The 23,018-nt window shown below is 67.9% G+C and carries 22 protein-coding genes and 2 pseudogenes; 6 read left to right on the top strand and 18 right to left on the bottom strand.

Annotation, left to right across the window (positions count from 1 at the left end; genetic code table 11):
- Window positions 1–4: 4 nt before the first annotated feature.
- Complete coding sequence (locus tag J2X45_RS17095) at window positions 5–1,198, top strand: LptF/LptG family permease (RefSeq protein ID WP_310217148.1); 1,194 nt, start codon at window positions 5–7, stop codon at window positions 1,196–1,198.
- A gap of 10 nt (window positions 1,199–1,208) precedes the next feature.
- On the opposite strand, the gene fixJ is transcribed toward J2X45_RS17095, so the two are convergent.
- Window positions 1,209–1,817 (bottom strand): response regulator FixJ, encoded by a 609-nt coding sequence (gene fixJ, locus J2X45_RS17090; RefSeq protein ID WP_310217147.1) that lies wholly within the window; start codon window positions 1,815–1,817, stop codon window positions 1,209–1,211.
- Window positions 1,810–3,297, bottom strand: a complete 1,488-nt coding sequence (locus J2X45_RS17085) for a PAS domain S-box protein (RefSeq protein WP_310217144.1) — start codon at window positions 3,295–3,297, stop codon at window positions 1,810–1,812. Before J2X45_RS17085 ends, fixJ begins: the two co-directional genes overlap by 8 nt.
- 110 nt (window positions 3,298–3,407) lie before the next feature.
- Between J2X45_RS17085 and J2X45_RS17080 the strand changes: the two genes are divergently transcribed.
- A complete protein-coding gene (locus J2X45_RS17080; protein WP_310217329.1) occupies window positions 3,408–3,515 on the top strand; it encodes a hypothetical protein in 108 nt (35 codons plus the stop codon).
- 8 nt (window positions 3,516–3,523) lie between these two features.
- Here J2X45_RS17080 and J2X45_RS17075 read toward each other — a convergent pair whose 3' ends face one another.
- Both J2X45_RS17075 and cydD read right to left on the bottom strand, forming a co-directional pair.
- The gene (locus J2X45_RS17075; protein WP_310217141.1) at window positions 3,524–5,128 is read right to left on the bottom strand and encodes an ATP-binding cassette domain-containing protein; all 1,605 of its coding nucleotides are present in this window, start codon (window positions 5,126–5,128) and stop codon (window positions 3,524–3,526) included.
- Window positions 5,125–6,765 carry a thiol reductant ABC exporter subunit CydD gene (gene cydD, locus J2X45_RS17070; protein ID WP_310217327.1) on the bottom strand — a complete coding sequence of 547 codons (1,641 nt, stop codon included), beginning with the start codon at window positions 6,763–6,765 and terminating at the stop codon, window positions 5,125–5,127. The genes J2X45_RS17075 and cydD overlap by 4 nt, the downstream gene beginning before the upstream one ends.
- Before the next feature lie 123 nt (window positions 6,766–6,888).
- Between cydD and J2X45_RS17065 the strand changes: the two genes are divergently transcribed.
- The 4 genes from J2X45_RS17065 to J2X45_RS17050 all read left to right on the top strand — a co-directional run bounded on the left by J2X45_RS17065 (window position 6,889) and on the right by J2X45_RS17050 (window position 10,484).
- Window positions 6,889–8,451 carry a cytochrome ubiquinol oxidase subunit I gene (locus J2X45_RS17065; RefSeq protein ID WP_310217138.1) on the top strand — a complete coding sequence of 521 codons (1,563 nt, stop codon included), beginning with the start codon at window positions 6,889–6,891 and terminating at the stop codon, window positions 8,449–8,451.
- A 14-nt stretch (window positions 8,452–8,465) separates the two neighbouring features.
- Window positions 8,466–9,617 carry a cytochrome d ubiquinol oxidase subunit II gene (gene cydB / locus J2X45_RS17060; protein WP_310217136.1) on the top strand — a complete coding sequence of 384 codons (1,152 nt, stop codon included), beginning with the start codon at window positions 8,466–8,468 and terminating at the stop codon, window positions 9,615–9,617.
- Between the two features lie 133 nt (window positions 9,618–9,750).
- On the top strand, window positions 9,751–9,870 hold the full coding sequence (gene cydX / locus J2X45_RS17055; protein WP_310217135.1) for a cytochrome bd-I oxidase subunit CydX: 120 nt from the start codon (window positions 9,751–9,753) through the stop codon (window positions 9,868–9,870).
- A gap of 161 nt (window positions 9,871–10,031) precedes the next feature.
- Window positions 10,032–10,484, top strand: a complete 453-nt coding sequence (locus tag J2X45_RS17050; RefSeq protein ID WP_096053661.1) for a chemotaxis protein CheW — start codon at window positions 10,032–10,034, stop codon at window positions 10,482–10,484.
- Between the two features lie 64 nt (window positions 10,485–10,548).
- Here the strand turns inward: J2X45_RS17050 and J2X45_RS17045 are convergent, their stop codons facing one another.
- The 14 genes and pseudogenes from J2X45_RS17045 to J2X45_RS16975 form a co-directional block, all read right to left on the bottom strand.
- Window positions 10,549–11,034 (bottom strand): ASCH/PUA domain-containing protein, encoded by a 486-nt coding sequence (locus J2X45_RS17045; RefSeq protein ID WP_310217131.1) that lies wholly within the window; start codon window positions 11,032–11,034, stop codon window positions 10,549–10,551.
- 231 nt (window positions 11,035–11,265) lie between these two features.
- Complete coding sequence (yihA, locus tag J2X45_RS17040) at window positions 11,266–11,955, bottom strand: ribosome biogenesis GTP-binding protein YihA/YsxC (protein WP_310217128.1); 690 nt, start codon at window positions 11,953–11,955, stop codon at window positions 11,266–11,268.
- On the bottom strand, window positions 11,955–13,802 hold the full coding sequence (gene yidC / locus J2X45_RS17035) for a membrane protein insertase YidC (protein ID WP_310217127.1): 1,848 nt from the start codon (window positions 13,800–13,802) through the stop codon (window positions 11,955–11,957). Before yidC ends, yihA begins: the two co-directional genes overlap by 1 nt.
- Before the next feature lie 7 nt (window positions 13,803–13,809).
- Window positions 13,810–14,247 carry a ribonuclease P protein component gene (rnpA, locus tag J2X45_RS17030; RefSeq protein WP_310217124.1) on the bottom strand — a complete coding sequence of 146 codons (438 nt, stop codon included), beginning with the start codon at window positions 14,245–14,247 and terminating at the stop codon, window positions 13,810–13,812.
- A gap of 93 nt (window positions 14,248–14,340) precedes the next feature.
- The gene (gene rpmH / locus J2X45_RS17025; RefSeq protein WP_004622337.1) at window positions 14,341–14,475 is read right to left on the bottom strand and encodes a 50S ribosomal protein L34; all 135 of its coding nucleotides are present in this window, start codon (window positions 14,473–14,475) and stop codon (window positions 14,341–14,343) included.
- A gap of 224 nt (window positions 14,476–14,699) precedes the next feature.
- The gene (locus tag J2X45_RS17015; RefSeq protein WP_310217123.1) at window positions 14,700–15,677 is read right to left on the bottom strand and encodes an NADPH:quinone oxidoreductase family protein; all 978 of its coding nucleotides are present in this window, start codon (window positions 15,675–15,677) and stop codon (window positions 14,700–14,702) included.
- Window positions 15,677–16,747, bottom strand: a pseudogene (locus tag J2X45_RS17010) (alpha/beta hydrolase); the annotation flags it as partial. The gene J2X45_RS17015 and the pseudogene J2X45_RS17010, both read right to left, overlap by 1 nt.
- Before the next feature lie 16 nt (window positions 16,748–16,763).
- Complete coding sequence (locus J2X45_RS17005) at window positions 16,764–17,399, bottom strand: TetR/AcrR family transcriptional regulator (RefSeq protein ID WP_310217119.1); 636 nt, start codon at window positions 17,397–17,399, stop codon at window positions 16,764–16,766.
- A gap of 221 nt (window positions 17,400–17,620) precedes the next feature.
- Window positions 17,621–17,872 (bottom strand): DUF2164 domain-containing protein, encoded by a 252-nt coding sequence (locus J2X45_RS17000; protein WP_310217116.1) that lies wholly within the window; start codon window positions 17,870–17,872, stop codon window positions 17,621–17,623.
- Window positions 17,873–17,984: 112 nt separating this feature from the next.
- Window positions 17,985–19,367 (bottom strand): NAD(P)/FAD-dependent oxidoreductase, encoded by a 1,383-nt coding sequence (locus J2X45_RS16995; protein WP_310217114.1) that lies wholly within the window; start codon window positions 19,365–19,367, stop codon window positions 17,985–17,987.
- 94 nt (window positions 19,368–19,461) lie between these two features.
- Window positions 19,462–19,773, bottom strand: a complete 312-nt coding sequence (locus J2X45_RS16990) for a hypothetical protein (protein WP_310217112.1) — start codon at window positions 19,771–19,773, stop codon at window positions 19,462–19,464.
- Window positions 19,774–19,928: 155 nt separating this feature from the next.
- Window positions 19,929–21,380 carry a carotenoid oxygenase family protein gene (locus tag J2X45_RS16985; RefSeq protein WP_310217110.1) on the bottom strand — a complete coding sequence of 484 codons (1,452 nt, stop codon included), beginning with the start codon at window positions 21,378–21,380 and terminating at the stop codon, window positions 19,929–19,931.
- 75 nt (window positions 21,381–21,455) lie between these two features.
- Window positions 21,456–21,638, bottom strand: a pseudogene (locus tag J2X45_RS16980) (hypothetical protein); the annotation flags it as partial.
- Window positions 21,614–22,942 carry a sorbosone dehydrogenase family protein gene (locus tag J2X45_RS16975; RefSeq protein ID WP_310217108.1) on the bottom strand — a complete coding sequence of 443 codons (1,329 nt, stop codon included), beginning with the start codon at window positions 22,940–22,942 and terminating at the stop codon, window positions 21,614–21,616. The pseudogene J2X45_RS16980 and the gene J2X45_RS16975, both read right to left, overlap by 25 nt.
- Window positions 22,943–23,018 lie beyond the last annotated feature (76 nt).

The following is a 23,018-nucleotide window of genomic DNA, read 5'->3' as shown; positions in this document are numbered from 1 at the left end:
CGCCTTGATGTTTCCCAACACGCTCGATCGTTACCTGCTGCGGCGGACCCTGGCGCCGATGTCGGCCGTCCTCATCAGTACGATGGTGGCCTTCCTGATGGAGCGCCTGATACGGTCGTTTGATCTGCTGTCGCAGACGACGGACGGCTTGCGATATCTCACCGAACTGCTGGTGAACCTGACACCGCACTATGTGGGCCTGACGTTGCCCGGCGGCTTCTTCATCGGCCTGTTCGTGGTCGTGAACGGCTTGAACAAGAGCTCGGAGATCGACGCGATCCTGGCGAGCGGCACGTCGCTGACGCGCTTCACCGCGCCCTTTGTCGCCCTGGGCGCTGTGCTCATGGTCCTGAGCGTCTTCCTGTTCGGTTTCGTGCAGCCCTACAGCCGCTACGCCTATCACGCCGTGTTGCACGCGGCCGAGAACGCCGGATGGAACGGCGACGTGCGGCCCAAGGCGCTGCTGTCGGCGGGCTCGGACTTCTTCCTCACCGCCGATCGGACGGACGCCAGCGGACGTCATCTGCAGCAGGTCTTCATCCGGCGCATCGAGCCGAACGGTCGCGAAGACATCGTCACCGCCGTGTCCGCCGTCGTCCACAAGAGCCCTGCGGATAGCCGGATCGCGCTGGAGCTGACGAACGGACGCCAGATCAGCACCCTGGCCGGCGCTCCAAGTTATGTCGTCAACTTCTCGCGCTTGATGTTCAACGTGCCCGCCGGCGATGCGGGGTTGCTGCGGCTGCGCGGCGAGGACGTCAGCGAACTGACGCTGATCGAACTGGCGCGCCAGGGTCTTGGTCTGGAGCCCGCCGTCTTGCCAAGAGAAACCTTGCTCGCGGCGCTCTACGCGCGTCTCGCCCGTGCGCTGATCCTGCCGCTCCTGCCGATGATCGCCGTGCCGTTTGGCCTGAGCGCCAAGCGCGCGGGTGCGGGCGCGGCGGTCGCCACCGGCGGCGTCCTGTTGTTCGCCTTCGAGATTCTGATGGTCCTGGGACAGGCGACGGCCACCCGCGCCACGGCCCTGGTCGCCGTGGCCCTGCCCGCCCTGATCTTCGCCGCGATCTGCATCGCCACGTTCGTCGTCAGCCAGCGCCGGCCCGGCGAGAATCCGGTCAGCTGGTTCATCGAACAGGTCGCTACCGTGGCCGAGGCCGTGATCACGGCGGTCCGTCGCCGGCGCGCCCTCCCGATGTGAGCGGTGGAGCTTAGCCGCCGCGCACCGACAGGGTCATGCGCACCAGGGCCGCCAGGTTGTCGGCCTGCATCTTGGTCATCAGCTTGGCGCGATAGATCTCGACCGTGCGGGGGCTGATGCCCAGGTCGCGGGCGATGACCTTGTTGGCGTGACCGGCCACCACGCCGTCCAGCACCTGACGCTCGCGCTCGGACAGGCTCTCGATCCGCTTGAGGATCACCTGCTGGTCATCCGAGACCGGCGCGGCCTCGACGGTGGCGAAGGCGCGCTTGAGGGCGTCCAGCATCCGCGATTCCGAGAAAGGCTTCTCCAGGAAGTCGACCACGCCCGAGCGCATCGCCTCGACGGCCATCGGGATGTCCCCATGACCAGTGATCATCACGATCGGCATCTTGATCTTCAGCGCCGACAGGCGGGCGACCAGGTCCTGGCCGCTCATCTCGGGCATGCGGACGTCGGTGATCACCACCCCGGGCTTGGCCTGCGGCAGGGCGTCGAGGAACGCCGGCGCGCTGGCGTAGGTCACGACCTCGAAGTCGGCCGACTCCAGCAGGAACGCCAAGGACTCGCGGGCGCTCTCGTCGTCATCCACCACGTGGACCACGGGGGCGTCAGTCATCAATGGTCTCCTTCTCGCCGGCCACAGACTCGGCTGGCGGCAGCGTAAATCGGAATAGCGCGCCGCCGCCAGGATTCGCCTCGGCCCAGATGCGGCCGCCGTGCGCCTCGATGATCGAGCGCGAGATCGACAGGCCAACCCCCATGCCCTGCGGCTTGGTGGTCATGAACGGCTGGAACAGGCGCTCCAGCACCTCCGGGGCGATGCCGGGCCCGGTGTCGGCGACACTGACCTCCGACCAACCCTCTTCGGTCAGGCCGGTGCGGATCAGCAGGGCGCGCTTGCGCGGCTCTTGCGCCTGCATGGCGTCGATGCCGTTGCGGATCAGGTTCAGCAGCACCTGCTGGATCTGCACCCGGTCGGCGAAGACGTCGTCGGCCTTCGGATCCAGCTTCAGGCGCACGTCGACCTGGCGTTCCTTCTCGCCGATCAGGGCCAGGGCCGAGGCCTCCTCGATCAGCTTCGACAGGCTCTCGGCCTCGCGCTCGCTGGCCCCGCGCCGGGCGAAGTCGCGCATGCGGTGGATGACCTCGCCGGCGCGTAGCGCCTGGGCGGCCGCGCGGTCGATGGCGTCGCGCACCTTGGTCTGGTCGGCTTCTCGGCCACGATCCATCAGGCGGCGCGAACCGGTCAGCAGGTTGGCGATCGCCGACAGGGGCTGGTTCAGCTCGTGGGCCAGGGTCGAAGCCATCTCGCCCATGGCGGTCAGGCGCGAGACGTGAACGAGTTCGTTCTGCAGCTCTTGCAGGCGGGTCTCGGTTTCCTGGCGCTCGGTCAGATCACGGATGAAGCCGGTAAACGAGGGCGTCGGGCCCCTGGTCTCGCCGACAGCGAGCTCCATCGGGAAGGTCGAGCCGTCCTTGCGCTGACCCACCACGACGCGGCCCGCGCCAATGATCCGCTTCTCGCCTGTGCGGGCGTAGCGGTCCAGGTAGCCGTCATGGGAGGATTGATAAGGTTCGGGCATCAGCATGCTGACATTGCGGCCAAGCACGTCGGCCTCGGTCCAGCCGAACATGCGCTGCGCCGCCGGGCTGAACGAGGTCATGATCCCCGCGCGGTCGATGACCACCACGGCGTCGGGGACGGTGTCGAGGATCGAGCGCAGGTGGTCGTTGATCGCCGCCGCCCGCCGCCGCGCGGCGTGGAACCAGCCGCCGCCGACCGCCATGCCAAAGCCGACCGCCAGAAAGATCGCCGCCGACAGGCCGCTGACCAGGTCGAACGGGATATCCCGCGTCACCCACCAGACCGCCGCCCAGGCGAAGGTGGTGCCGAACACGCCGGGCCCGACGCCGCCCAGCGCCGCGCTGACCAGCACCGCCGGCACGAACAGCAGGAACGACGACGGGGCGGTGAACGCCTCAGGCAGGTAGAGACGCGCCACCGCCGTGGCCATCACCGCTGCGAAGGCGGCGAGGTAGGCGCCCGGATGCGGGTCGCTGAACAGGCTCGAAGACAGGCCTCGGGTCGGTTTCATCGTCGCCTGCGGCTCCCTGAATCTCATGCGGTTATAGCCGCGCGCGTTTGAGGCAGGTCAAGGCCGGGCGAAGCGGATGCGCGCAGCCTGACGGTCTCTAGCAAGGGAGACTGTCTATGTCGGGCGGACAATTGGCCTATCTGGGACTGGTGATCGGCGCGTTTGCGACCTTCGCGGTGGTGCTGTTCACGACCCATATCCGGGTGAACCTGAAATAGGGATCCGATCATAGGGTGGGGACGAGGCTCGGCGACGCGGTCGCCGGGCCTTTTTCGTGCGTGTCGAACCGAATGCTCCGCGCGCAGAGACCCAGAGGCGCGGCGCGATGGCTGACCACCACGAGGCCTTGGCCGGTCCGCTTCAAGCGAGAGTCCAGTCGCGCCACGACCGACGCCTCGGTGGTGGGGTCCAGGCCTTCCGTCGGCTCGTCCAGCAGGAGCCAGGGCGCCTCACGCAGATAGGCCCGGGCCAGGGCCAGGCGTCGTCGCTCGCCGCCCGACAGCCGTTCGCCATCGTCGCCGACATAGGCCGACAGGCCCTCTGGCGCGGCGCGGATGCGGTCGGCGAGACACGCGTCTTCCAGCACGGCCCAGAGGTCGGCGTCGCTGGCCTTGGGCGCGGCGAGGCGCAGGTTCTCGCGCACCGTGCCGGCCACCAGACCGGCGTCCTGCGGCAGCCAGGCGAAGGCGTCGCGCGTCATGGGCGCCGAGGCCTCCCGAAGGCCCAGCAGCGTCTCGACCGCTGTGGTCTTGCCGCAGCCCGAGGGGCCCGAGACCGCCAGCCGCTCGCCAGGATTCAGTGTCTGGCCCAGCAGGGTCAGAGGCTCGGCCTTGGACGGCGACGGCCGCGACGGGCTGGGTCGATGTCGTAACACAGCGTCGAGGCGCTGGCGGGCTTCGTGCGCGGCGCCATCCTGGTCGAAGGCGTTGGCCAGGCCGGTCAGGGCGTCCAGGCTCATCACCGCCGCCAGGCCGGCCAGCGCGGCCAGGGCCGCGCCTGCAGGGGCGGCGCAGGCGACGGCGGCGGCGACGGCGAAGCCCGCGATCACAGACTGGCTGGCGATGATCAGGCCCTGCGCGCGGGCGGCGGCGTGTCGGGCGTCCTCCAGGCTGGCGGCCCGGGCGTTGAGCGTCTCGCCCGCCCAGTCGGCCAAGCCATAGGCCCGCAGTTCCGCCGAAGCCGAAACGAGGGCCGCGACGGAGTCTTTCAGCGCGCCGGTGCGCGCCTGAACGGCGGCGCGGGCGGGGGCGGAGTAGCGCTTCGCTAGCGCGCGGGCCGACAGGAGCGCCGCGCCGGCGGCGGTCAGGATCGCCAGGGCCGGAACCCATCCGGCCAGCACAGCCAGCGCCACCCCCGCGCCCAGGCCGGCCGCGGCGCTCCATGGCGCGGACAGACGCACGAAGCGAGTCTCGATCGCGTCGACGTCCTGGACGAGCCGCGCCGAGGCTTCACCGCGCGACAGGCTCAGGGACTCGGAAGGCGGGGCGGCCGCCAGGCTCTCGAACACCGCCGGGCGGATGGCGGCCAGGGCGCGCAGGGCGGCGGCGTGTCCTGACACGCGCTCCCCATAGCGGGCGGCCGTGCGCAGGATGGCCAGGAAACGAATGCCGGCGCTGGGCAGCAGCACGTTGAACGCATGGGCCGCCGCCAGGCCCGCCGCGCCGGCCGCGGCGCTGGCGACGATGAACCAGCCCGAAAGACCGAGCAGCAGGGTCGAGGCCGCGCCGACGGTGACGGCGCTGAGCGCCGCCAGGCGCAAGGCGCTGGCGCGCTGGCGCTTCTGGGCGCGGATGAGGGCGTCGAGCGGGCTGGTCACAGGCGAGTGCGTCATAGGCGGATCACCTGGTCGGCGAGGGCGGCGACGGCCTCGGAATGGGTGGCGATCAGGGTGGTCCGGCCCTTGGCGGCAAGGCGGATGGCCTCGACCATGGCCGCCTCGGCCTCGGTGTCGAGATTGGCGGTCGGCTCGTCCAGCAACAGGATCGGCGCGGGCTTGAGCAGGGCGCGGGCCAGCGACAGACGCCGCCGCTCGCCGCCCGAGAGGCCCGAGCCGCGTTCGTCCAGCAGGAAGTCCAGACCGCCCGGACGGCTGGCGAGGGCGGGGCCCAGACCGGCGCGCTCGGCGGCTTGCGCGATCTCGGCGCGGCTGGCGTCGCGGCGGGACAGAGCGATGTTGTCGGCGATCGAGGCGGGCAGGATCAGCGGGGACTGTCCGGCCCAGGCGATATCGAGCTCTACGTCTGTATGCGGACTATTATTGACGCGGATGGCGCCGGCCGTCACCGGCGAAAGGCCCAGCAGAGCGTTGAGGATCGAGCTCTTGCCCGCGCCGCTGGCGCCGACGAGGGCGGTGATCGAGCCGGCGGGGGCGACCAGATCGAACGCCCGCACGGCGGGGGCGTCGGTGTCGGGATAGCGGATCTCGACACCCTGGAAGCGAAGCGTCGGAGCCGTCGTGAGCCGCACGCGCGCGGGGCGCGGGGCGGGGGGCTCGAAGGTGACGAGGCTGGCGGCTGCGGCCTCGGCGGCCTGGCGGTCATGATAGGCGGCGGCCAGTCGACGCATGGGCGCATAGACCTCAGGCGCGAGGGCCAGCACGAAGAAGGCGCGTTTGAGGTCCAGCTGCTCTGGAACCGGGAAGGGCAGCAGGCGCAGCAGGTTGAAGCCGCAATAGACCGCGACCAGGGCCACCGACAGAGCGGCGAAGAACTCCAGCGCGGCCGACGACAGAAAGGCCACGCGCAGGACGCGGATCGTCCGCTCGGCGAGGTTCGAGGCCGAACGGGTCAAGGCCAGCGTGGTCGCCCCCTCGGCCTGGAACGCCAGCACCACCGGCAGGGCGCGGACCCGGTCGAGGAACAGCGCCGACAGCCGCTCCAGGGCCTGGAACTGGGCGCGCGCCTCGGCGGCGGCGGCGGCGCCCGTCAGGATCATCGCCAGGATGAACGGGATCAGCGTGCCCAGCATGATGGCGGCGGCGATCGGACTGGCGACGGCGGCGGCGGCGATCATCAGCAGCGGCAGGACGCTGGCGGACAGGCGGATGGGCAGGAAGCGGGCGACGTGACCGTCCAGCGCTTCGACGCCCTCCAACAGGGCGGTCGTGGCCTCACCCGCCGGGCGGCGTGGGCCGGAGAACACGGCGCGGGCCAGCGAGATCCGAAGCGAAGCCTTGGCCTGCGTCGCCGCCTGGGCGCCGATGACGCCCGTCGCCAGAGTCAGACCGCCTCGGACCGCGAGCGCGGCGGCGGCCACAAGCAGCCAGCCGAAAAGCGCTGTGGGTCCAAGCGCCCGGGCGATCGCATCGACGCTCAGCGCAAGACCGGCCGCGAAGGCGATCGCGGCGATTCCGTCCACGAGACCCAGCAAGCCCGAGCGGCGGACCGTCGGCGCGACGGTTCGCTCCCATTGCTTGAGCCAGACCTTGGCGGAGCCACGAGGATCAATCTGCACTATGCGGGCGCCCATGAGTTGAGTGTAGGGTGGGGTTATCCGCTTGCCTTGATCCGGATCAAGGAACGGACGGTCGGGCGGGTCTAGGGCATGGCTCTCGATCGGCCTGATCATCGGCCGTTCGCCTCGGAGTTGTCCATGGACCCCGCTGTCGTAGACCTGTCGCGACTCCAGTTCGCGCTCACCGCCCTCTACCACTTTCTGTTTGTGCCCCTGACGCTGGGGCTGTCGTTCATGCTGGTCATCATGGAGAGCATCTATGTGATGACCAAGCGTCCGATCTGGCGGACGGTCACGCGGTTCTGGGGGACGCTGTTCGGCATCAACTTCGTGCTGGGCGTGGCGACCGGGATCACCATGGAATTCCAGTTCGGCATGAACTGGTCCTACTACTCGCACTATGTCGGCGACATCTTCGGCGCGCCGCTGGCGATCGAGGGCCTGATGGCCTTCTTCCTGGAAGCCACGTTCGTGGGCCTGATGTTCTTCGGCTGGGACAAGCTGTCGCGCGTCGGCCACCTGTTCGTGACCTTCATGGTGGCGCTGGGCACCAACCTGTCGGCCCTGTGGATCCTGATCGCCAACGGCTGGATGCAGAACCCGGTGGGCGCGGTGTTCAATCCCGACACCATGCGCATGGAGGTCGAAAGCTTCCGCGAGGTGCTGTTCAACCCGGTGGCCCAGGCCAAGTTCGTCCACACCGTCAGCGCCGGCTATGTGATCGCCGCCGCCTTCGTGCTGGGGATCTCGGCCTTCTACCTGTTGAAGGGCAAGTATGCGGGCGTGGCCAAGCGCTCGATGACCGTGGCGGCCGCGTTCGGCCTGGCCTCGTCGCTGTCGGTGGTCGTGCTGGGCGACGAGAGCGGCTACGCCCTCACCGATAACCAGAAGATGAAGCTGGCCGCCCTGGAGGCCATGTGGGAGACCGAGCCCGCGCCGGCCGGCCTGACGGCCTTCGGCATCCCCAGCATGGCCGACCGCAAGACCCATCACGAGATCAAGATCCCCTATGTGCTGGGCCTGATCGCCACGCGCAGCCTCGACAAGCCGGTGGAAGGCATCTTCCAGCTGGTCGCCAAGGCCGAGGATCGCATCGAGTCCGGCGTCATCGCCTACGGCGCGGTCGAGGCGCTGAAGGCCAATCCCAACGATGTCGCCGCGCGCGCCACCTTCGAGCAGCACCGCCGCGATCTGGGCTATGGCCTGCTGCTCAAGCGCCATGTCGCCGACCCGCGCCAGGCCTCGCCGGAACTGATCAAGCAGACCGCCTGGGACGTGGTGCCGCCGGTGCCGGTGATGTTCTGGGCTTTCCGCATCATGGCCGGGATCGGCTTCCTGATGATCGCCCTGTTCGCCACGGCCTTCCTGCTGGTCACCCTGCGCAAGCACGAGACCAAGTGGTTCCTGGTCCTGGCGGTCGCGGCCATCCCGCTGCCCTGGATCGCGGCCGAGATGGGCTGGGTGCTGGCCGAGGTAGGTCGTCAGCCCTGGGCCGTGGAGGGCGTGCTGCCCACCTTCCTGGGCGCGTCCAGCCTGACCGTCCCGCAACTGCTGACCAGCATCGCGGTCTTCACTCTGCTCTACGGCGCCCTGGCGGTGGTCGAGGTCGGCCTGATCCTCAAGACCATCAAGCGCGGCCCGTACGCCCTGCACGATCCCGCCCCCGACGGTTCGCCCGAACCCGAAGCCGCCGTCGCCTGAAGGAGCGCCTCACAATGGAAATCCCCGTCGATTTCGCCACGCTTCGCGTGATCTGGTGGGCCCTGGTCGGGGTCCTCCTGATCGGGTTTGCTTTGACCGATGGCTTCGACATGGGCGTCGGCGCGCTGCTGCCCTTCGTCGCCAAGACCGACAAGGAACGCCGGATGGTGATCAACACCGTCGGCGCCACCTGGGAAGGCAACCAGGTGTGGTTCATCCTGGGCGGCGGGGCGATCTTCGCGGCCTGGCCGTTCGTCTACGCCATCAGCTTCTCGGGCTTCTATCTGGCCATGTTCGTGGTGCTGACCGCCATGATCCTGCGGCCCGTGGGCTTCAAGTACCGCTCCAAGCGGCCGGATCCGCGCTGGCGCGCGTTCTGGGACTGGGCGCTGTTCGTCGGCGGCTTTGTCCCGGTGCTGTGCTTCGGCGTGGCGCTGGGCAACGTGCTGCAAGGCGCGCCCTTCCGGCTGGATAGCGACCTGCGCGCCTTCTACGACGGCACGTTCCTGGGCCTGTTCTCGCCGTTCGCCCTGCTGTGCGGCCTGTTGTCGGTGTCCATGCTGGTGCTGCACGGCGCCACCTGGATCACCGTGAAGGGCGAGGAAGGTCCCGTGGCCGAACGCGCCCGCCGCATCGGCGAGCTCGCCGGCCTGGCCAGCATCGTGCTGTTCGCGGCTGGCGGCTTCTGGGTGGCGTTCGGCGGCATGGGCTTCCGGATCGAGGGTCTGGCGGACGCCGCGGGCCCCTCCAACCCGCTGCGCGGCGCGGCCGCGGTGCGCGACCCGGGCGCCTGGCTCGACAACTACGGCCGCCACGGCTGGATGATCATCGCCCCGGTCCTGGGCTTCGCCGGCGCCGCCCTGGCCCTGCTGGGCCTGCGCCGGAAGAGCGCCTGGATGGGCTTCGCCGGGTCCTCGGCCTCGGCCACGGGCATCATCGCCACGGTGGGTCTGTCGATGTTCCCGTTCATCCTGCCCAGCAGCGTCGACCCGCGCTCGAGCCTGACGGTGTGGAACGCCTCGTCCAGCCACATGACCCTGTTCATCATGCTGGTGGTGACGATCGTCTTCCTGCCGATCGTGCTGGCCTACACCGCCTGGGTCTACAAGGTCCTCTGGGGCCGCAGCACCACGGCCGCCCTGGCCGTCAATCCAGACCTCTACTGATCCCTAGAGCCCTTTAGCTTTAGATGGAACCATCCAAAGCGTTACAAAGGGCTCTAAGTGTTTGATTTTCGAGCCTGTTTATCGAGTTTAGATGGAACCATCTAAACTCGACAGGCTCTAAGGAGACGAACCGATGTGGTATTTCGCTTGGATCCTGGGCCTGGGCCTGGCTGTCGCCTTCGGCGTGCTGAACGGCATGTGGTACGAGTTCGGCCTGTCCGACGACGGCGATGAGGGCCTGGACGAGGCCTGAAGCCTCCTCTCCCGGACCCGAATTGAGGGGGCGCGACATTCGAGCGCGCCCCCGTCGTTCACCAATTAACGGTTGTTAAACGCGATGTGGGGTCTTGTGGCATAGGCCCAGAGCGCGTCGATCGCCGCTCCGGGTCGCGTTATTCGAATCGGGGACTCGTCATGACCGACAACACCGCGCCCGCTCTGGAACTGATCTCGTTCTGCATCGGCGAGCAGGAGTTCTGCATCGACGTGAAGACGGTGCGGGAAATCCGTGGCTGGACGCCGGCCACGCCGATCCCTCACGCGCCCAACTACATGCGCGGCGTCATCAACCTGCGCGGCGCGATCATGCCGGTCATCGACCTGCGCAATCGCCTGGGCCTGGGCGTCACCATCCCCGAGACCCGCCACGTGATCGTCGTCGTCGAGTGCCGCGACCGTCTGGCCGGCATCCTGGTGGACGCCGTGTCGGAAACCTTCACCGTGCCGCGCGAAAGCCTGCAGCCAGCGCCGGACGTCGGTGTCGAGGAGCTCCGCTACATCCAGGCGATCATCTCGATGGAAAACCGCCTGATCACCTATCTGCGCATGGACGATGTGTTCCCGGCCCAGGTCAGCGAAGCCGCCTGATCCGTCGAGACATCGGAAAAGAAAAAGGCCGCCGGGGCGATCCCGGCGGCCTTTTTCTTTGGTCTCAGCCCTGGCTGACGATCCGCGCCGCCTGGGCATGGAAGCTGGCCTCGGCCTCGGCGGCGTCGGCCACCGCGCCGTGACGGTCGGCCGCGACGCTCATGTTGTTCTTCGCGTAGCTCTCGGAAACCTTGCGAGCCTCCTGCGCGCGCAGCGAGGCGTTGGCGGAGGCCGTCTCATGCCAGGCCGCCAGGTCCTTGGCGGTCAGCGCGCCCTCGGCCGGCGCCGTCGGGTGGGTCGGGACGTCGCCAAAGCCGATCGCCACGAAGCCGTGGATGACGCCGCCATAGTCTTCTTCCGACAGCAGGAAGGTGATCTGCCGCTCTTCGGACTGGCCGGTATAGGTGTCGGTGGCCGGGTCGAACTCGCGCAGGACCAGGATGTCGCCCACCGCAAACTCGCGATCGTTGCGACGGATTTCGAAGCGCTTCTGGCCGGAGCGAACAGCGGCGAAGTACTTGGGCCAGGTCTTCAGGTCGTGGCGGTTCATGGCGGGGAGACTTTTTCTGGAAAACGGGGAGGCGGGGGTTCTGGCGTGCGAACCCTAGCGTGGGGTTAATCCGACGGACATATCCCCAATAACCGATTTCCCCGGCGAATGCCGGGGCCCAGATTCATCCGGACCGGCTGGGGTGGGCGCGCCGACCGTCTGATCGGCGTCCCATAGACTGGCGGTTCCGATCTGGGCCCCGGCATTCGCCGGGGAGATCGGTTTATACGCTCACTCGTCGATGCAGAGCCGCACGATCTCGGCGCGCAGTTCCGGCATGCCCAGGCCCTTCTCCGAAGAGGTGGCCAGCACGCGGGGGAAGGCCGCGGCGCGCTTGGCGATGGCCTTGGTGGTCTCGGCCACGACCTTGTCGACCTCGGCCGGCTTGATCTTGTCGGCCTTGGTCAGGACGATCTGGTAGGACACCGCCGCCACGTCCAGGGCGTCCAGCGCCTCCAGGTCGACCTTCTTGAGACCATGGCGGGCGTCGATCAGCACATAGACGCGCTTGAGGTTCGGACGACCGCGCAGATAGGCGCGGCCCAGGTCCTGGAACTTGTCGGCGACCGAACGCGAGACCCGCGCGAAGCCATAGCCGGGCAGGTCGACCAGGCGAACCTTCTCGGCCAGCAGGAAGAAGTTGATCTCCCGCGTGCGGCCCGGCTCGTTCGAGGCGCGGGCCAGGTACTTCTGGTTCACCAGGCCGTTGATCAGGCTGGACTTGCCCACGTTCGAGCGGCCGGCGAAGGCCACCTCGGGCAGGTCGGACGGCGGCATGGCGTCCATGCGCACCGCCCCCATGATGAACGAGACCGGCTGGGCGAAGAACACGCGCGCCGTCTCGATCTGCTCGTCCGTGAAATCGGCCGCGCCTGGCAGAAGGACTGGCGGTTCCTTGGGGAGCTTCTGGTCCTCGCTCATCAGGTCGCGCTAGCCGTCTTGCCCTGCAGGCGAGCGATGATCTTGTCGATCGGGTTCTCGACCTTGTAGCGGCGCATGATGATGTACTGCTGGACGATGGTCAGCACGTTGCTCCAGCACCAGTAGATCACCAGACCCACGGCGAAGCCCGACAGGGTGAAGGTGAAGATCACCGGGAACCACTGGAAGATCTTCTGCTGGATGGGGTCGCCGGCCGGCGGGTTCATCGCCGTGGTCAGCCACATGGTGAAGCCGTACAGCAGCGGCCACACGCCCAGGTGCGCGATCATCGCGCCGATCAGCGGCAGCGAACCCGGATCCCAGGGGATCAGGCCGAACAGGTTGAACATCGTCGTCGGATCCGGCGCCGACAGGTCCTGGATCCAGCCGAAGAACGGCGCGTGGCGCATTTCGATGGTGACGGTCAGCACCTTGTACAGGGCGTAGAAGACCGGGATCTGGATCAGCATCGGAAGGCAACCCATCATCGGGTTGATCTTTTCCTTCTGATACAGGGCCATCATCTCCTGCTGCTGCTTGGCCGGATCGTCCTTGTGCTTGGTCTTCAGCTTTTCGACCTCGGGGGCGATCTTCTTCATCTTGGCCATCGACTCGTAGCTCTTGTCGGCCATCGGGTAGAGGACGAGCTTGAGCACGACGGTCAGCAGCAGGATGGCCAGGCCGAAGTTGCCGACCAGCTTGTAGAAGACTTCCAGGATGTTGAAGATCGGGCGCGTGAAGAAGCGGAACATGCCCCAGTCGACGGCGTCGTCGAAGCGCGGGATCTCCGCCTTGGTCTTGTTCCAGAACTCCCAGATGGCCGGGGCCGGGGTCGCGCCGTACTCGTACTTGCGCAGCAGCGGCACGGTCTTGGCGCCGGCGAACAGGCGGGTGGTCTGGCTGACGGTGGCGCCGGGGTTGAGCACCTGCACCGGGCCCAGGAAGTTGACGTCATAGACGTCGGTGCCCGCCACGTTGGTCACGCGGTATTGGGCCTTGATCGCCTGGTCCTGGCCGGGGATCAGGGCGGCCAGCCAGTACTTGTCGGTGATGCCGGTCCAGCCGCCGACCGAGTCGAAGGACTGCAGCGGCTTGTCCTTCTTCCACTTGCCGTACTTGGCCATCTCCAGCTTCTGGTCGTCGACCCCGCCCAGCACGCCGATCGCGCCCTCGTGGACGATCTGGTTCTTGCCCAGGCTGTCGTGGACGCCCTGGCGCTGGACCGTGGCGTAGGGGGCCAGCTGCAGGCCGTTGGTCCCGTTGTTCTTGACGCTGTCGGAGACGGTGAACATCGCCTGATCGTCGACCGAGATCACCCGCGTGAAGGTCAGGCCCTGGCCGTTGTCATAGGTCAAAGTCACCGGCGCGTTGGGACGCAGAACTTGGCCCGGCGCGGCGGTCCACACGGTGCGGCTGTCGGGCAGGCCCGGCAGGTTCGCGCCCGCCCAGCCGAAATCGGCGAACCAGGCGTGCTCGGCGCCCTCGGGGCGGAACAGCTCGACCGGCGGCGAATTTTTCTTGGTGGTTTCGTCGTACTTGCGCAGGAACAGGTCGTCGATACGCGCGCCCTTCAGGGCGATCGAGCCCGACAGCGAGGGCGTGTCGACAACGATGCGGGGGCTCAGCGCCTTGGCGGCGTCGCGCGACAGGCGCAGCGGCGCCGGGTTGCCGTTGGCGTCCAGCGTCACGCCGGCCTTGGCGGCCGACTGCTGTTCGGCGGCCTTCTTGGCGCGGAACTCGGCCTCAGCCTTCTTTTGCTGCGGACCCAGGACGAAGAACTGGTACCCGATCAGGATCGCGAACGCGCTGACGATGAACATCAGCGTGTTTTTGTTGTCGTTCTGCATGGAGCGCTTAACCGGAAACTGTGGGATCGGGTTGAGAGGGAGAGGCGGCGTCGTCTTGAGCGCCGCTCGAACGTCGGGAAACCTTGGGTCCCCCGCGATCTTGGTCGGCGGCGAGGCTTATCAGCGCGGTTTTGACATCGTCAAGCAAACGCGCCCATTCGCGAGTGCCGGTGCCGCCTCTGGCGATGAACACATAGTCATGCGACGGGCGCGCATGAAGGGGCAGGACCAGCCGGGCGGCCTCGCGGAGGCGGCGCTTGGCGCGGTTGCGCTCGACAGCGCCGCCGATCTTCTTGGTGGCGGTGAAGCCGACCCGGACCGTCGGATCGCCGTCGGCGCGCGGGCGCATCTGGATGAACACCGCGCCGCGGGACAGGGCCGGGGCCTTGGCGGCCAGCAGGAAGTCGGGGCGCTTGCGCAACCGCTCGAACTTGAGATCAGCCATGAAAAAAGCCGCCTTTCCGGCGAGAACCTGAGGACAGGTCTGTGGAAAAGGCGGCTTTGATCATCGTCTCGCCTCCCGAGGGAGGAAAGAGAATTAGGCGGTCAGGCGCTTGCGGCCCTTGGCGCGGCGACGCGCGACGACCTTTTGGCCGTTCTTGGTGGCCATACGCGCGCGGTAGCCGTGACGGCGGGCACGCACGAGCTTCGACGGCTGGAAGGTGCGCTTCACGACGTGGCTCCGAATAAAAAACGTTGAACGCGGGCCGGGTGGCTCGCGAGTGAGGCGCGGTGGATAAAAGAACGTCGCGGGGATGTCAACCTGAGTCGGTTCAGGGGGTTAGATACTTGCCCCCTCCGGGCCTGCAGCCCTCCTCCCCCATAGGGGGAAGAAGGATCACCGCCCACCTTCTTCCCCCTCCGGGGGAGGAGCGCGAAGCGCGGAGGGGGCCAGTATCACGGCGTGATCACCGCCTTGCCCACCACCTTGCGGTCGGCCAGCAGGTCGAACGCCTCGCGCCAGCGCTCCAGCGGCAGCTCGGCGTGGACATGGGGCCGGATGACACCCTCATCGGCCATTTTCCAGATCGCGTCGGCGTTCTCGCGGCCCTTCTCGGGAAACTGGCGTCCGTATTCGCCGGCCCGCACGCCCATGACCGAGAATCCCTTGATCAGCGGCATATTGACCGAGACGTTGGGAATCCGGCCTGAGGTGAAGCCGATCACCAGAAGCCGCCCGTCGAACGCGATGCAGCGCACGCTCTCGTCGAAGACGTCGCCGCCGACGGGGTCGTAGATCACGTCCGCGCCGTGGCCGCCTGTGATGGCCTTGACCTGTTCGCGGAAGCCCTGGGTGACGTTCACGACCGCGTCCGGGGCGTAGAGGGCCTTTACCTGCTCCAGCTTGGCGTCCGAGGCCGAGGCGGCGATGACCCGCGCGCCCAGGGCCTTGGCCAGGTCCACAGCCGCCAGGCCGACGCCGCCGGCTGCGCCATGGACCAGCACCCATTCGCCCGGCTCCAGCCGCGCGCGCCGCACCAGGGCGACATAGGCGGTGAGATAGGCCGCGCCATAGGCGGCGGCCTCGGCGAAGGACAGCCGCGCTGGCTTGGGCTTCAGCGCGCTGGCCGACAGCACCGCGTACTCGGCGAAGCCGCCCAGCCGTGCGCCGCCCACGACGGCGTCGCCGACCGCCAGACCGGTCACGCCGCCGCCCAGCGCCACGACCTCGCCGGCCAGATCCAGGCCCGGCGTGAAGGGCAGGGGCGGCTTCAGCTGATACTCGCCGCGGGTCATCAGAAGGTCGGGAAAGTTGACGCTGGCGGCCCGCACGCGCACCAGCGCCTCGCCCGATCCGGGCTGGGGCGTGGCGACCTCGTGGATCGCGCAGCCGGCGTAGTTCGGGGCGAGCTCCTCGACGACGAGGGCGCGCATCACAGCGTCCGCTGCTCGAACATCTCGCGCACCAGCCAGGCGATCTCGCGGCAGGCGTCGTCGGCGGCGGGGATCGCGCCGGTGAAGGCGGTGAAGCCGTGGGCCAGGCTGTCGTAGCAGCGGTAGCTGACCGGCACGCCGGCGGCCTTGAGGCGTTTGGCGTATCCCTCGCCCTGGTCGGCCAGCGGGTCGAAGCCGGCGGTCGCGACTACGGCGGGGGCGAGGCCCGTCAGGTCGGCGGTCTTGTCGGGCGACAGGCGCGGATCGGCCGGGTCGGCGTCGGCGCCGATATAGTGACCCATGAACCAGTCCATGGTGGCGCGGGTCAGCGGATAGGCGTCGGCGTAGGTGGTCATCGACGCGGTCTCGCTGGCGACGTCCACGGCCGGATAGATCAGGATCTGCACGGCCGGCTGCGGCTCGCCCTTGCGCATCATTTCCTGGGCGACGATGGCCGAGAAATTGCCGCCCATGCTGTCGCCGCCGATCGCCGGAGGAACGGCCGCCGCGCCGAAGCGGGCGGTGTTGTCCCGCGCCCAGCGATAGGCCGCCAGCACGTCCTCCAGACCCGCCGGGAACTTGTGGTCCGGGGCCAGGCGGTAGTCGACCGAGATCACGGTCGTGCTGCAGATGCTGGAGAGGATCGAGCAGAAGGCGTGGCAGGTCTCCAGATCACCGATCACCCCGCCGCCCATGTGGGCGTAGACGATCAGCGGGGCCTTGGCGTCCGTCTGGGGCGGGCGATAGGCCCGGCAGGGAATGGGGCCGTTGGGCCCTTCCACCGACAGGCTCTCGGTCCGCACGCCGGGCTCCAGCGGCCCCTGCACGGCGGCCAGGCCCTTGGCGCTGCCGGCGACCGCTTCGGCCGGCGACAGGCTGGTCATCGGCGGCAGTTTCTTGGCTGCGTGGGCGAAGAACTGGAAGCGCGGGTCCAGGGTGCGCCCGCCCTTGTAGACGACCCCGCCCCCCGACATCGCCCGCAGGATGGGGCTGGGCAGGGACAGGATCAGTTTCAGGATCGTCTTCTGGGCGGCGTCGGATGCCATGGTTTCCCCCCACGCGTTGGTGGTTTTGTTGTCGTTGCGTCTAAAGTCTCGGCAGGGCGGGCAGGCCGCCCAGGATCAGGTGAACGGCGAAGTCGGCTGCGCCTTGGGTGTCAACCGGGCGGCGCTCCAGCATCTTGTCGCCGATTTCGCGGGCGACGGCGATGCAGGCGGCGGTCAGGTAGTCGAGGTCGACGGGCGGAGCGTGCTCGCGTTCCAGCACGCGCGCCAGGGCCTCGTGGACCTCGTCGAACACGGCCACGACCTCGGGCGTCGAGCGCGCGTGCGGCAACGGCTCGCCGGGCGGCCGATCCAGGCGCCAAGCCTCCTGCTCAAGAGCCACGAAGTTGAAATAGGCGAGGATCGCGCCACGCAGGAACGACTCGAAGTCGGTGGCCTTCTCGGACTCGGCGCGCAGCAGCGGGCGGAACCGGCGCGCGCCGTCGTCCGCCAGGGCGTCGAACACCTCTTCCTTGGACTTGTAGTAGTTATAGAAGGTGCCCGACGCCAAACCCGTGCGGCGGATGATGTCGCGCACCGTGGCCGCGTCATAGCCCAGCTCGCCGAACACCTCACGCGCCGCGTCCAGGATCGCCTGGCGGTTGGCGGTCTTGGTGCGCTCCCGCTTGCCCGGTCGCTGATCGACGTGGGGCTTGGGGAAATAGGCGATGTTCGACATGGAAAACGACTCAAGCTCGGGACGATCGTGACGCCCCGTCATGATCGTGGCCCTACTCTGGGTCGGGATGCAAGCGTTTGGCGAGCGCTCCCTAGATGTCCGACCTTCCCGGCGAACGCCGGGACCCAGATCATAAGGCTGTGAGGGAGCCGGCTGAAGTACCGTTCCGGCCTTCATCTGGACCCCGGCGTTCGCCGGGGAGGGCGGAATGGGGAGGGCTGTCACAACGGTTTCACTGGCTGTTCGATGTCCCACACCGCCTCGGTGATCGCCTCCAGCTTCTCGCGATACAGGGCCGCAGCGTCGTGGAGGCCCTGGTTGTAGTAGTAGGGGCCCAGGCGCTCGCTGATGAAGTCCAGCAGGAACTCGGCGTCGAAGCCCTTCACCTCCAGATCAAGCTCCGACCGCAGATAGTCCGAGAGGCCGCCGACCAGCTTGGCGCGGGTGTCCTTGTCGAAGGTGATCTTGGGCATGCCTTAAATCCTGTCATCCCGGACAAGCGCAAAGCGCGCTGATCCGGGACCGCCGGAAGCTCCGAGTTCGTGGCGGTCCCGGCTCTTCGCTACGCTACGGCCGGGATGACAATCAACTCTCCGCCAAAGCTTCCGCCTTCCCCTCCGCCCGCGCCGGCACTGGCAACTTCCCGCCCGCGTTTCGCGCCCGGGCCTCGCCCTTGGCGATCTCCTTCTTCAGGTCGGCGCAATAGACGTTGAAGTCGACCTGAATGGTGTGCCGGGCCGAGTCATAGAAGTGGCCGGTATGGCGGTGCTCGTCCTTGGCGGTGATGCGGGCCATCTCGGCGGGGCTGGGAAGCGCGTACTTCCCGGCCAGATAGGCCGCCGCCAGCTTGGCCTGCTGCTCGGCGAAGTTCACCAGGGTCGGCAGCGGCTGAGCCAGGCCCATATAGAAGAGGTTGGGGATCTCCGGCTTCATCATCCGCTTGAACAGCGGCATCCGGTGATCGGCGTCGGGCAGCAGGGCCGGGTCGTCGAAGAACGGGAAGCTGATCTTGTAGCCGGTGGCGAACACGATGGCGTCGACGTCCTCGACGCTGTCGTCGGCGAAGCGGACGCGCTTGCCCTCCAGCGCCTTGATCGCCGGCTTGAACTTGATGTCGCCGCAGCCCGCGCGGGTCAGGAACTCGCCCGAGACCGACGGGTGGGCCTCCAGCGGCTCGTGGTCGGGCTTGGGCAGGCCGTAGTCCTCCATCCGGCCGATGGTCTTCTTCAGCACCGAGCGCGACAGGGCCACGCCCAGCTTGCGCGGCATCCAGGCGGGCAGGGCGGTCTTGTCGGCGGGTTTGCCGTTCAGATATTTGGGGAACACCCAGACCCCGCGCCGGGCCGAGACCCAGAGGTTCTTGGCGATCGGCCGCTGGGAGAGCTCGCTGGCGATGTCCATGGCCGAGTTGCCCATCCCGACCACCACCACGTTCTTGCCGCGCATATCCACGGGATCGAACGGGTCGCAATAGGCGTGGGCGTGGAAGGCCGGACCGTCGAACTCGCCGGGATATTCCGGCACGCGCGGGTCCCAGTGGTGGCCGTTGCAGACGAACAGCACGTCATAGAGCCGCGTCTCGCCGCTCGCCAGGGTCACCGCCCACAGGCCGTCGGCGGTGCGTTTTGCGCTCTCGACCTTGGTGTTGAAGGTGATGGTCGGACGCAGGCCGAAGTGATCGACATAGTCCTTGAAGTACTGAAAGAGCTGCGCGTGATGGGGAAAGTCCGGCCAATCCCTCGGCACAGGGAAGTCCTCGAACGCCAGCCGCCACTTCGAGGTATCGATATGCAGGCTCTCATAGCAGGCCGACATCCCGTTGGGGTTCTTGTAGTACCAGTTGCCCCCGATCTCGTCGGACATCTCGAAGCAGTCGTACGGGATCCCGTAGTCCTTCAGCCGCTTGATGGTGGTGAAGCCGCTGCAGCCCGCGCCGATGACGCACGCCTTGGGAAGCCTGCCGGTCATGTCCCGCCCTCTGACTTATCGTTGTTCAGGTGAGCGTATCAGCGTTATCTGATGCGGCAAGCGGCCGTTGCGGAAGGGAAGGGGCGCTTTCTCGCTACCGGCCGAACCGCGCGGCGGAATAGGTCGCCGTGCAGGCGGCGTTGCACTGGGCCCAGCGGGCGCCGCAGCCGTCGTCTTCGGTGGACTGACAGAAGTAGAGCGTCCGGGCGCAGGTGGCCCTGCACTGGGCGACGTCGCCCCCGGGCCGCCCCACGGCCAGCGGGATCGGGGCGGGCAGCACGATGCTGGGCGCAGCGATCGGGGTCTGCGCCGGCGGCGACTTGGTTGTCGCGGGAAGCCTGGCCTGTCCGGCCAGGGCCGGGGCGGCCATGGCGATCACGATCAGGGCGAGCAGGACGCGGCGCATGGCGGGATCATGCGCGATCAGGGTAAAGGGGCGATTAACCATAAATCTTGTCATCCCGGCCAAGCGCGGAGCGCGCCGAGCCGGGACCGCCGGACGCTCTGAGCCTGTTGCGGTCTCGGGTCTCCGCTGTGCTCCGCCCGGGATGACAGGTGAGCCTAACCCCGCAGCATCTCCCGACCCGCCCAGACGCTGTGGGTGCCGCTGCTCAGCTTGTGGGGCAGGGCGACCCGGCAGACGACCTCGAAGGCTCGCGCGTCGACGATCAGGCACTCGGACGTTCCCTTGTTCTCGTCGATGATGAAGCTGACGAGATAGCCGTCGTCCTCGTCGACCGCGCCGACCTTGGGCGCGAACGGCGCCTCGCTGGCGTAGCGGCCTTCGGGCAGGCTGATCGACCAGCTCTCGCCGGTCTCCAGGTCGTGCTTGACGAAGCCGTTGAACAGGAACCAGCCCGGCTTGGCGGTGGTGGAATAGGCGTAGCGATACGGCTTGCCGGCGTATTTCTGATTGAACATGCCGAACTCCAGCACCCGGTCGTCCAGGTGCTTTTCGGTCGTCTCGCCGGTCTTCAGGTTGAAGCGCCAGCGGTGCAGCTTCGGCAGGAAGCTGTGCTCGTCCAGATAGGCCATCAGGTGGCCGTGGCCGTCGGGGGCGCCTTCCAGCGGGCGGGGGATCGGCTTTTCCTGGAAGTAGCCGTCCAGCACCACCTCGTCGCCGTCCTCGTACGCGTTCAGCCAGTGCAGCACATAGGTCGGCTCGGCCTCGAACCAGCGCGGCTCGCCGCCCTCGCGCGGCACCAGGGCGAAGCGGCTCGGGACGCCCTTGTGCAGGCGCACCGCGTGGATGTCGCGCGCCATCAGGTCCTGGTCCCAGAACACCGGCAGGTCGTTGAGGATCGCGTACTTCGACGAGAACGCCATGTCGTGCGGCAGGCGCGGACCCGGCAGCGGCACGCCCTGATAGACCTTGCGCTTCCCGTCGGCGCCGACCACGCCGTAGTGCATGTAGGGCCAGGCCTTGGAGTAGTTGAAGAACATCAGCTCGCCGGTGGCCTCATCGACCTTGGGGTGGGCCGAGACGCCCTCCAGCGGCGCCCAGCTGGCGACGCCCAGGTTCTCCAGGGTCAGCGGATCCAGGCGATAGGCCTCGCCGCACTGGTAGAAGGTGGCGATCGCCTCGCCGTTATGGACGACGATGTCGGTGCTGGCGCTGTCCTTCAACGATCCGTGGGCGCCGAAGCCCGGCCGCTTGGAGACGCCCGGGCCGTCCATCAAGCCGCCCCACAGGCCCTCATTGACCTCCTGCTCGGCCTCGAAGCAGCGGGTGCGGACAAAGCGGTTGCGATAGGTCGCCTGACCGCCCTTGAACTCGATCTGGTGGATCATCCCGTCGCCGTCGAACGGGTGGTAGCGGCCGACCGGGTCGTGCACCGGGTTTTCGGTGTTGCGCAGATAGACGCCGTCGAGGTCCGCGGGAATGGCGCCTTCCAGCACTTCCAGGTCCCAGGCGTTGACCTCTTCGTGCTGCGGCGTCCAGGGGCCGGTCATGTAGGGATGGTTGGTCGGCCCCAGCGAGGTCCGCACGGGCGGCAGGCGTTCGACTTTCATGGGCGGATCCTCCGATTTTGGGAGGAGCTTACGGTCAGTCAGTCTTGTTGTGCAAGTTTCCCTGTGGGGCGGGGGAAACAGAATCCCTCTCCCAAAGGGAGAGGGCGGGGCCCGCCGCAAAGCGGTGGGAGGGAGAGGGGGTACAAGGCTAGACGGCGTGCCGGCGCTCCGTCGAACGCCGTAGCCCCTCTCCCCAACCCTCTCCCTCTGGGAGAGGGCGCTTGAAACGCCTCCTACTTCGCCGCACTCACCCGCCAGACCACGTCGCCCACATCGTCGGCCACCAACAGGGCGCCTTCGCTGTCCACCGTCACACCGACCGGTCGTCCCTGGGCCCTGCCTTCGCTATCGAGGAAGCCGGTCAGAAAGTCCTCCACCCCGCCCGCCGGCTTGCCGCCGCTGAAGGGGATGAACACGACCTTGTAGCCGGCCTGTGGATTGCGGTTCCACGAGCCGTGCTGGCCGACGAACACGCCATCCTTGTAGCGGGCCGGGAAGCTGGCGCCGGTATAGAAGGTCAGGCCCAGAGAGGCGGTGTGGGCGCCTAGCGCGTAGTCAGGGACGATGGCGCGCTCGACGAGATCGGGGCGGCGGTCCTTGTCCTTGATCCGCTTGTCGACGTGCCGGCCGAAATAGCTGTAGGGCCAGCCGTAGAAGCCGCCGTCGCGCACCGAGGTCATGTAGTCGGGCACCAGATCATTGCCCAGCTCGTCGCGTTCGTTGACCGAAGTCCACAGCTGGCCATTGGCCGGGTTCCACGACAGGCCGACGGGGTTGCGCAGGCCCGAGGCGAAGACGCGCTTCTGGCCCGTGGCCAGATCGACCTCGAGGATCGCGGCGCGGTCGATCTCGTTGTCCATCCCGTTCTCGCCGACATTGCTGTTGGAGCCGACGGTTGCGTAGAGCTTGGTCCCGTCCGGGCTGGCGATGATGTTCTTGGTCCAGTGGTGGTTGATCGGCCCGCCCGGCAGGTCGGCGATCTTGCGGGGGCCGTCCGAGATCGTCGTCGCGCCCTCGACATAGGGGAAGGCGACGATGGCGTCGGCGTTGGCCACGTAGAGCGTGTTTCCGACCAGGGCCATGCCGAACGGCGAGTGCAGATTGACCAGGAACGGGGTCTTCAGATCGGCGATCCCGTCGCCGTCCTGGTCGCGCAGCAGGCTGATGCGGTCAGCGCTGGGGACGCCCGCGCCGGCCTTCTTCATCAGTGTGGCCTCGGCGAAGGCGCGCAGACCCTTGGGCTTGTCCTGGCGGGCGGGCTTGTTGCTCTCGGCGACCAGCACGTCGCCATTGGGCAGGACCAGCAGCCAGCGGGGGTGATCGAGGCCCGTCGCGAACGGCTGCACGGTGAAGCCGGCGGGCGCACGGGGCTTGGCGTCATTGGACCAGCCGACGACCTTGGAGATCTTGACCGTCGGCAGCAGGCTGCGGCTTGGCTCGGGCAGGGTCGGATTGGGCCCGTAGCCGACCGTCGTGTTCGGCGCGCCCGGGCTCTGACCGCAGGCGGTGAGCGCTCCGGCCGCCACGCCGATGATCAAGATTTCGCGAACCTGTCGGCGCATCGGCGCTTCTCCCCTTCAGCCTGCGTTCAACGCGCAGGGTCATGATTATGTTCTGAAGGAGAACGATACGGTTTGC

It is taken from the genome of Caulobacter sp. BE264, assembly GCF_031457805.1.
GTDB lineage: Bacteria > Pseudomonadota > Alphaproteobacteria > Caulobacterales > Caulobacteraceae > Caulobacter.
Note: the sequence above shows the minus strand (reverse complement) of the source record. Positions and strands in the feature narration are given on the sequence as shown.

Coding starts and splice junctions, on each gene's coding strand:
- fixJ (WP_310217147.1), bottom strand. CDS start 1,817: ATGACTGACGCCCCCGTGGTCCACGTGGTGGATGACGACGAGAGCGCC.
- J2X45_RS17085 (WP_310217144.1), bottom strand. CDS start 3,297: ATGAAACCGACCCGAGGCCTGTCTTCGAGCCTGTTCAGCGACCCGCAT.
- J2X45_RS17075 (WP_310217141.1), bottom strand. CDS start 5,128: ATGACGCACTCGCCTGTGACCAGCCCGCTCGACGCCCTCATCCGCGCC.
- cydD (WP_310217327.1), bottom strand. CDS start 6,765: ATGGGCGCCCGCATAGTGCAGATTGATCCTCGTGGCTCCGCCAAGGTC.
- J2X45_RS17065 (WP_310217138.1), top strand. CDS start 6,889: ATGGACCCCGCTGTCGTAGACCTGTCGCGACTCCAGTTCGCGCTCACC.
- cydB (WP_310217136.1), top strand. CDS start 8,466: ATGGAAATCCCCGTCGATTTCGCCACGCTTCGCGTGATCTGGTGGGCC.
- cydX (WP_310217135.1), top strand. CDS start 9,751: ATGTGGTATTTCGCTTGGATCCTGGGCCTGGGCCTGGCTGTCGCCTTC.
- J2X45_RS17050 (WP_096053661.1), top strand. CDS start 10,032: ATGACCGACAACACCGCGCCCGCTCTGGAACTGATCTCGTTCTGCATC.
- J2X45_RS17045 (WP_310217131.1), bottom strand. CDS start 11,034: ATGAACCGCCACGACCTGAAGACCTGGCCCAAGTACTTCGCCGCTGTT.
- yihA (WP_310217128.1), bottom strand. CDS start 11,955: ATGAGCGAGGACCAGAAGCTCCCCAAGGAACCGCCAGTCCTTCTGCCA.
- yidC (WP_310217127.1), bottom strand. CDS start 13,802: ATGCAGAACGACAACAAAAACACGCTGATGTTCATCGTCAGCGCGTTC.
- rnpA (WP_310217124.1), bottom strand. CDS start 14,247: ATGGCTGATCTCAAGTTCGAGCGGTTGCGCAAGCGCCCCGACTTCCTG.
- J2X45_RS17015 (WP_310217123.1), bottom strand. CDS start 15,677: ATGCGCGCCCTCGTCGTCGAGGAGCTCGCCCCGAACTACGCCGGCTGC.
- J2X45_RS17005 (WP_310217119.1), bottom strand. CDS start 17,399: ATGTCGAACATCGCCTATTTCCCCAAGCCCCACGTCGATCAGCGACCG.
- J2X45_RS17000 (WP_310217116.1), bottom strand. CDS start 17,872: ATGCCCAAGATCACCTTCGACAAGGACACCCGCGCCAAGCTGGTCGGC.
- J2X45_RS16995 (WP_310217114.1), bottom strand. CDS start 19,367: ATGACCGGCAGGCTTCCCAAGGCGTGCGTCATCGGCGCGGGCTGCAGC.
- J2X45_RS16990 (WP_310217112.1), bottom strand. CDS start 19,773: ATGCGCCGCGTCCTGCTCGCCCTGATCGTGATCGCCATGGCCGCCCCG.
- J2X45_RS16985 (WP_310217110.1), bottom strand. CDS start 21,380: ATGAAAGTCGAACGCCTGCCGCCCGTGCGGACCTCGCTGGGGCCGACC.
- J2X45_RS16975 (WP_310217108.1), bottom strand. CDS start 22,942: ATGCGCCGACAGGTTCGCGAAATCTTGATCATCGGCGTGGCGGCCGGA.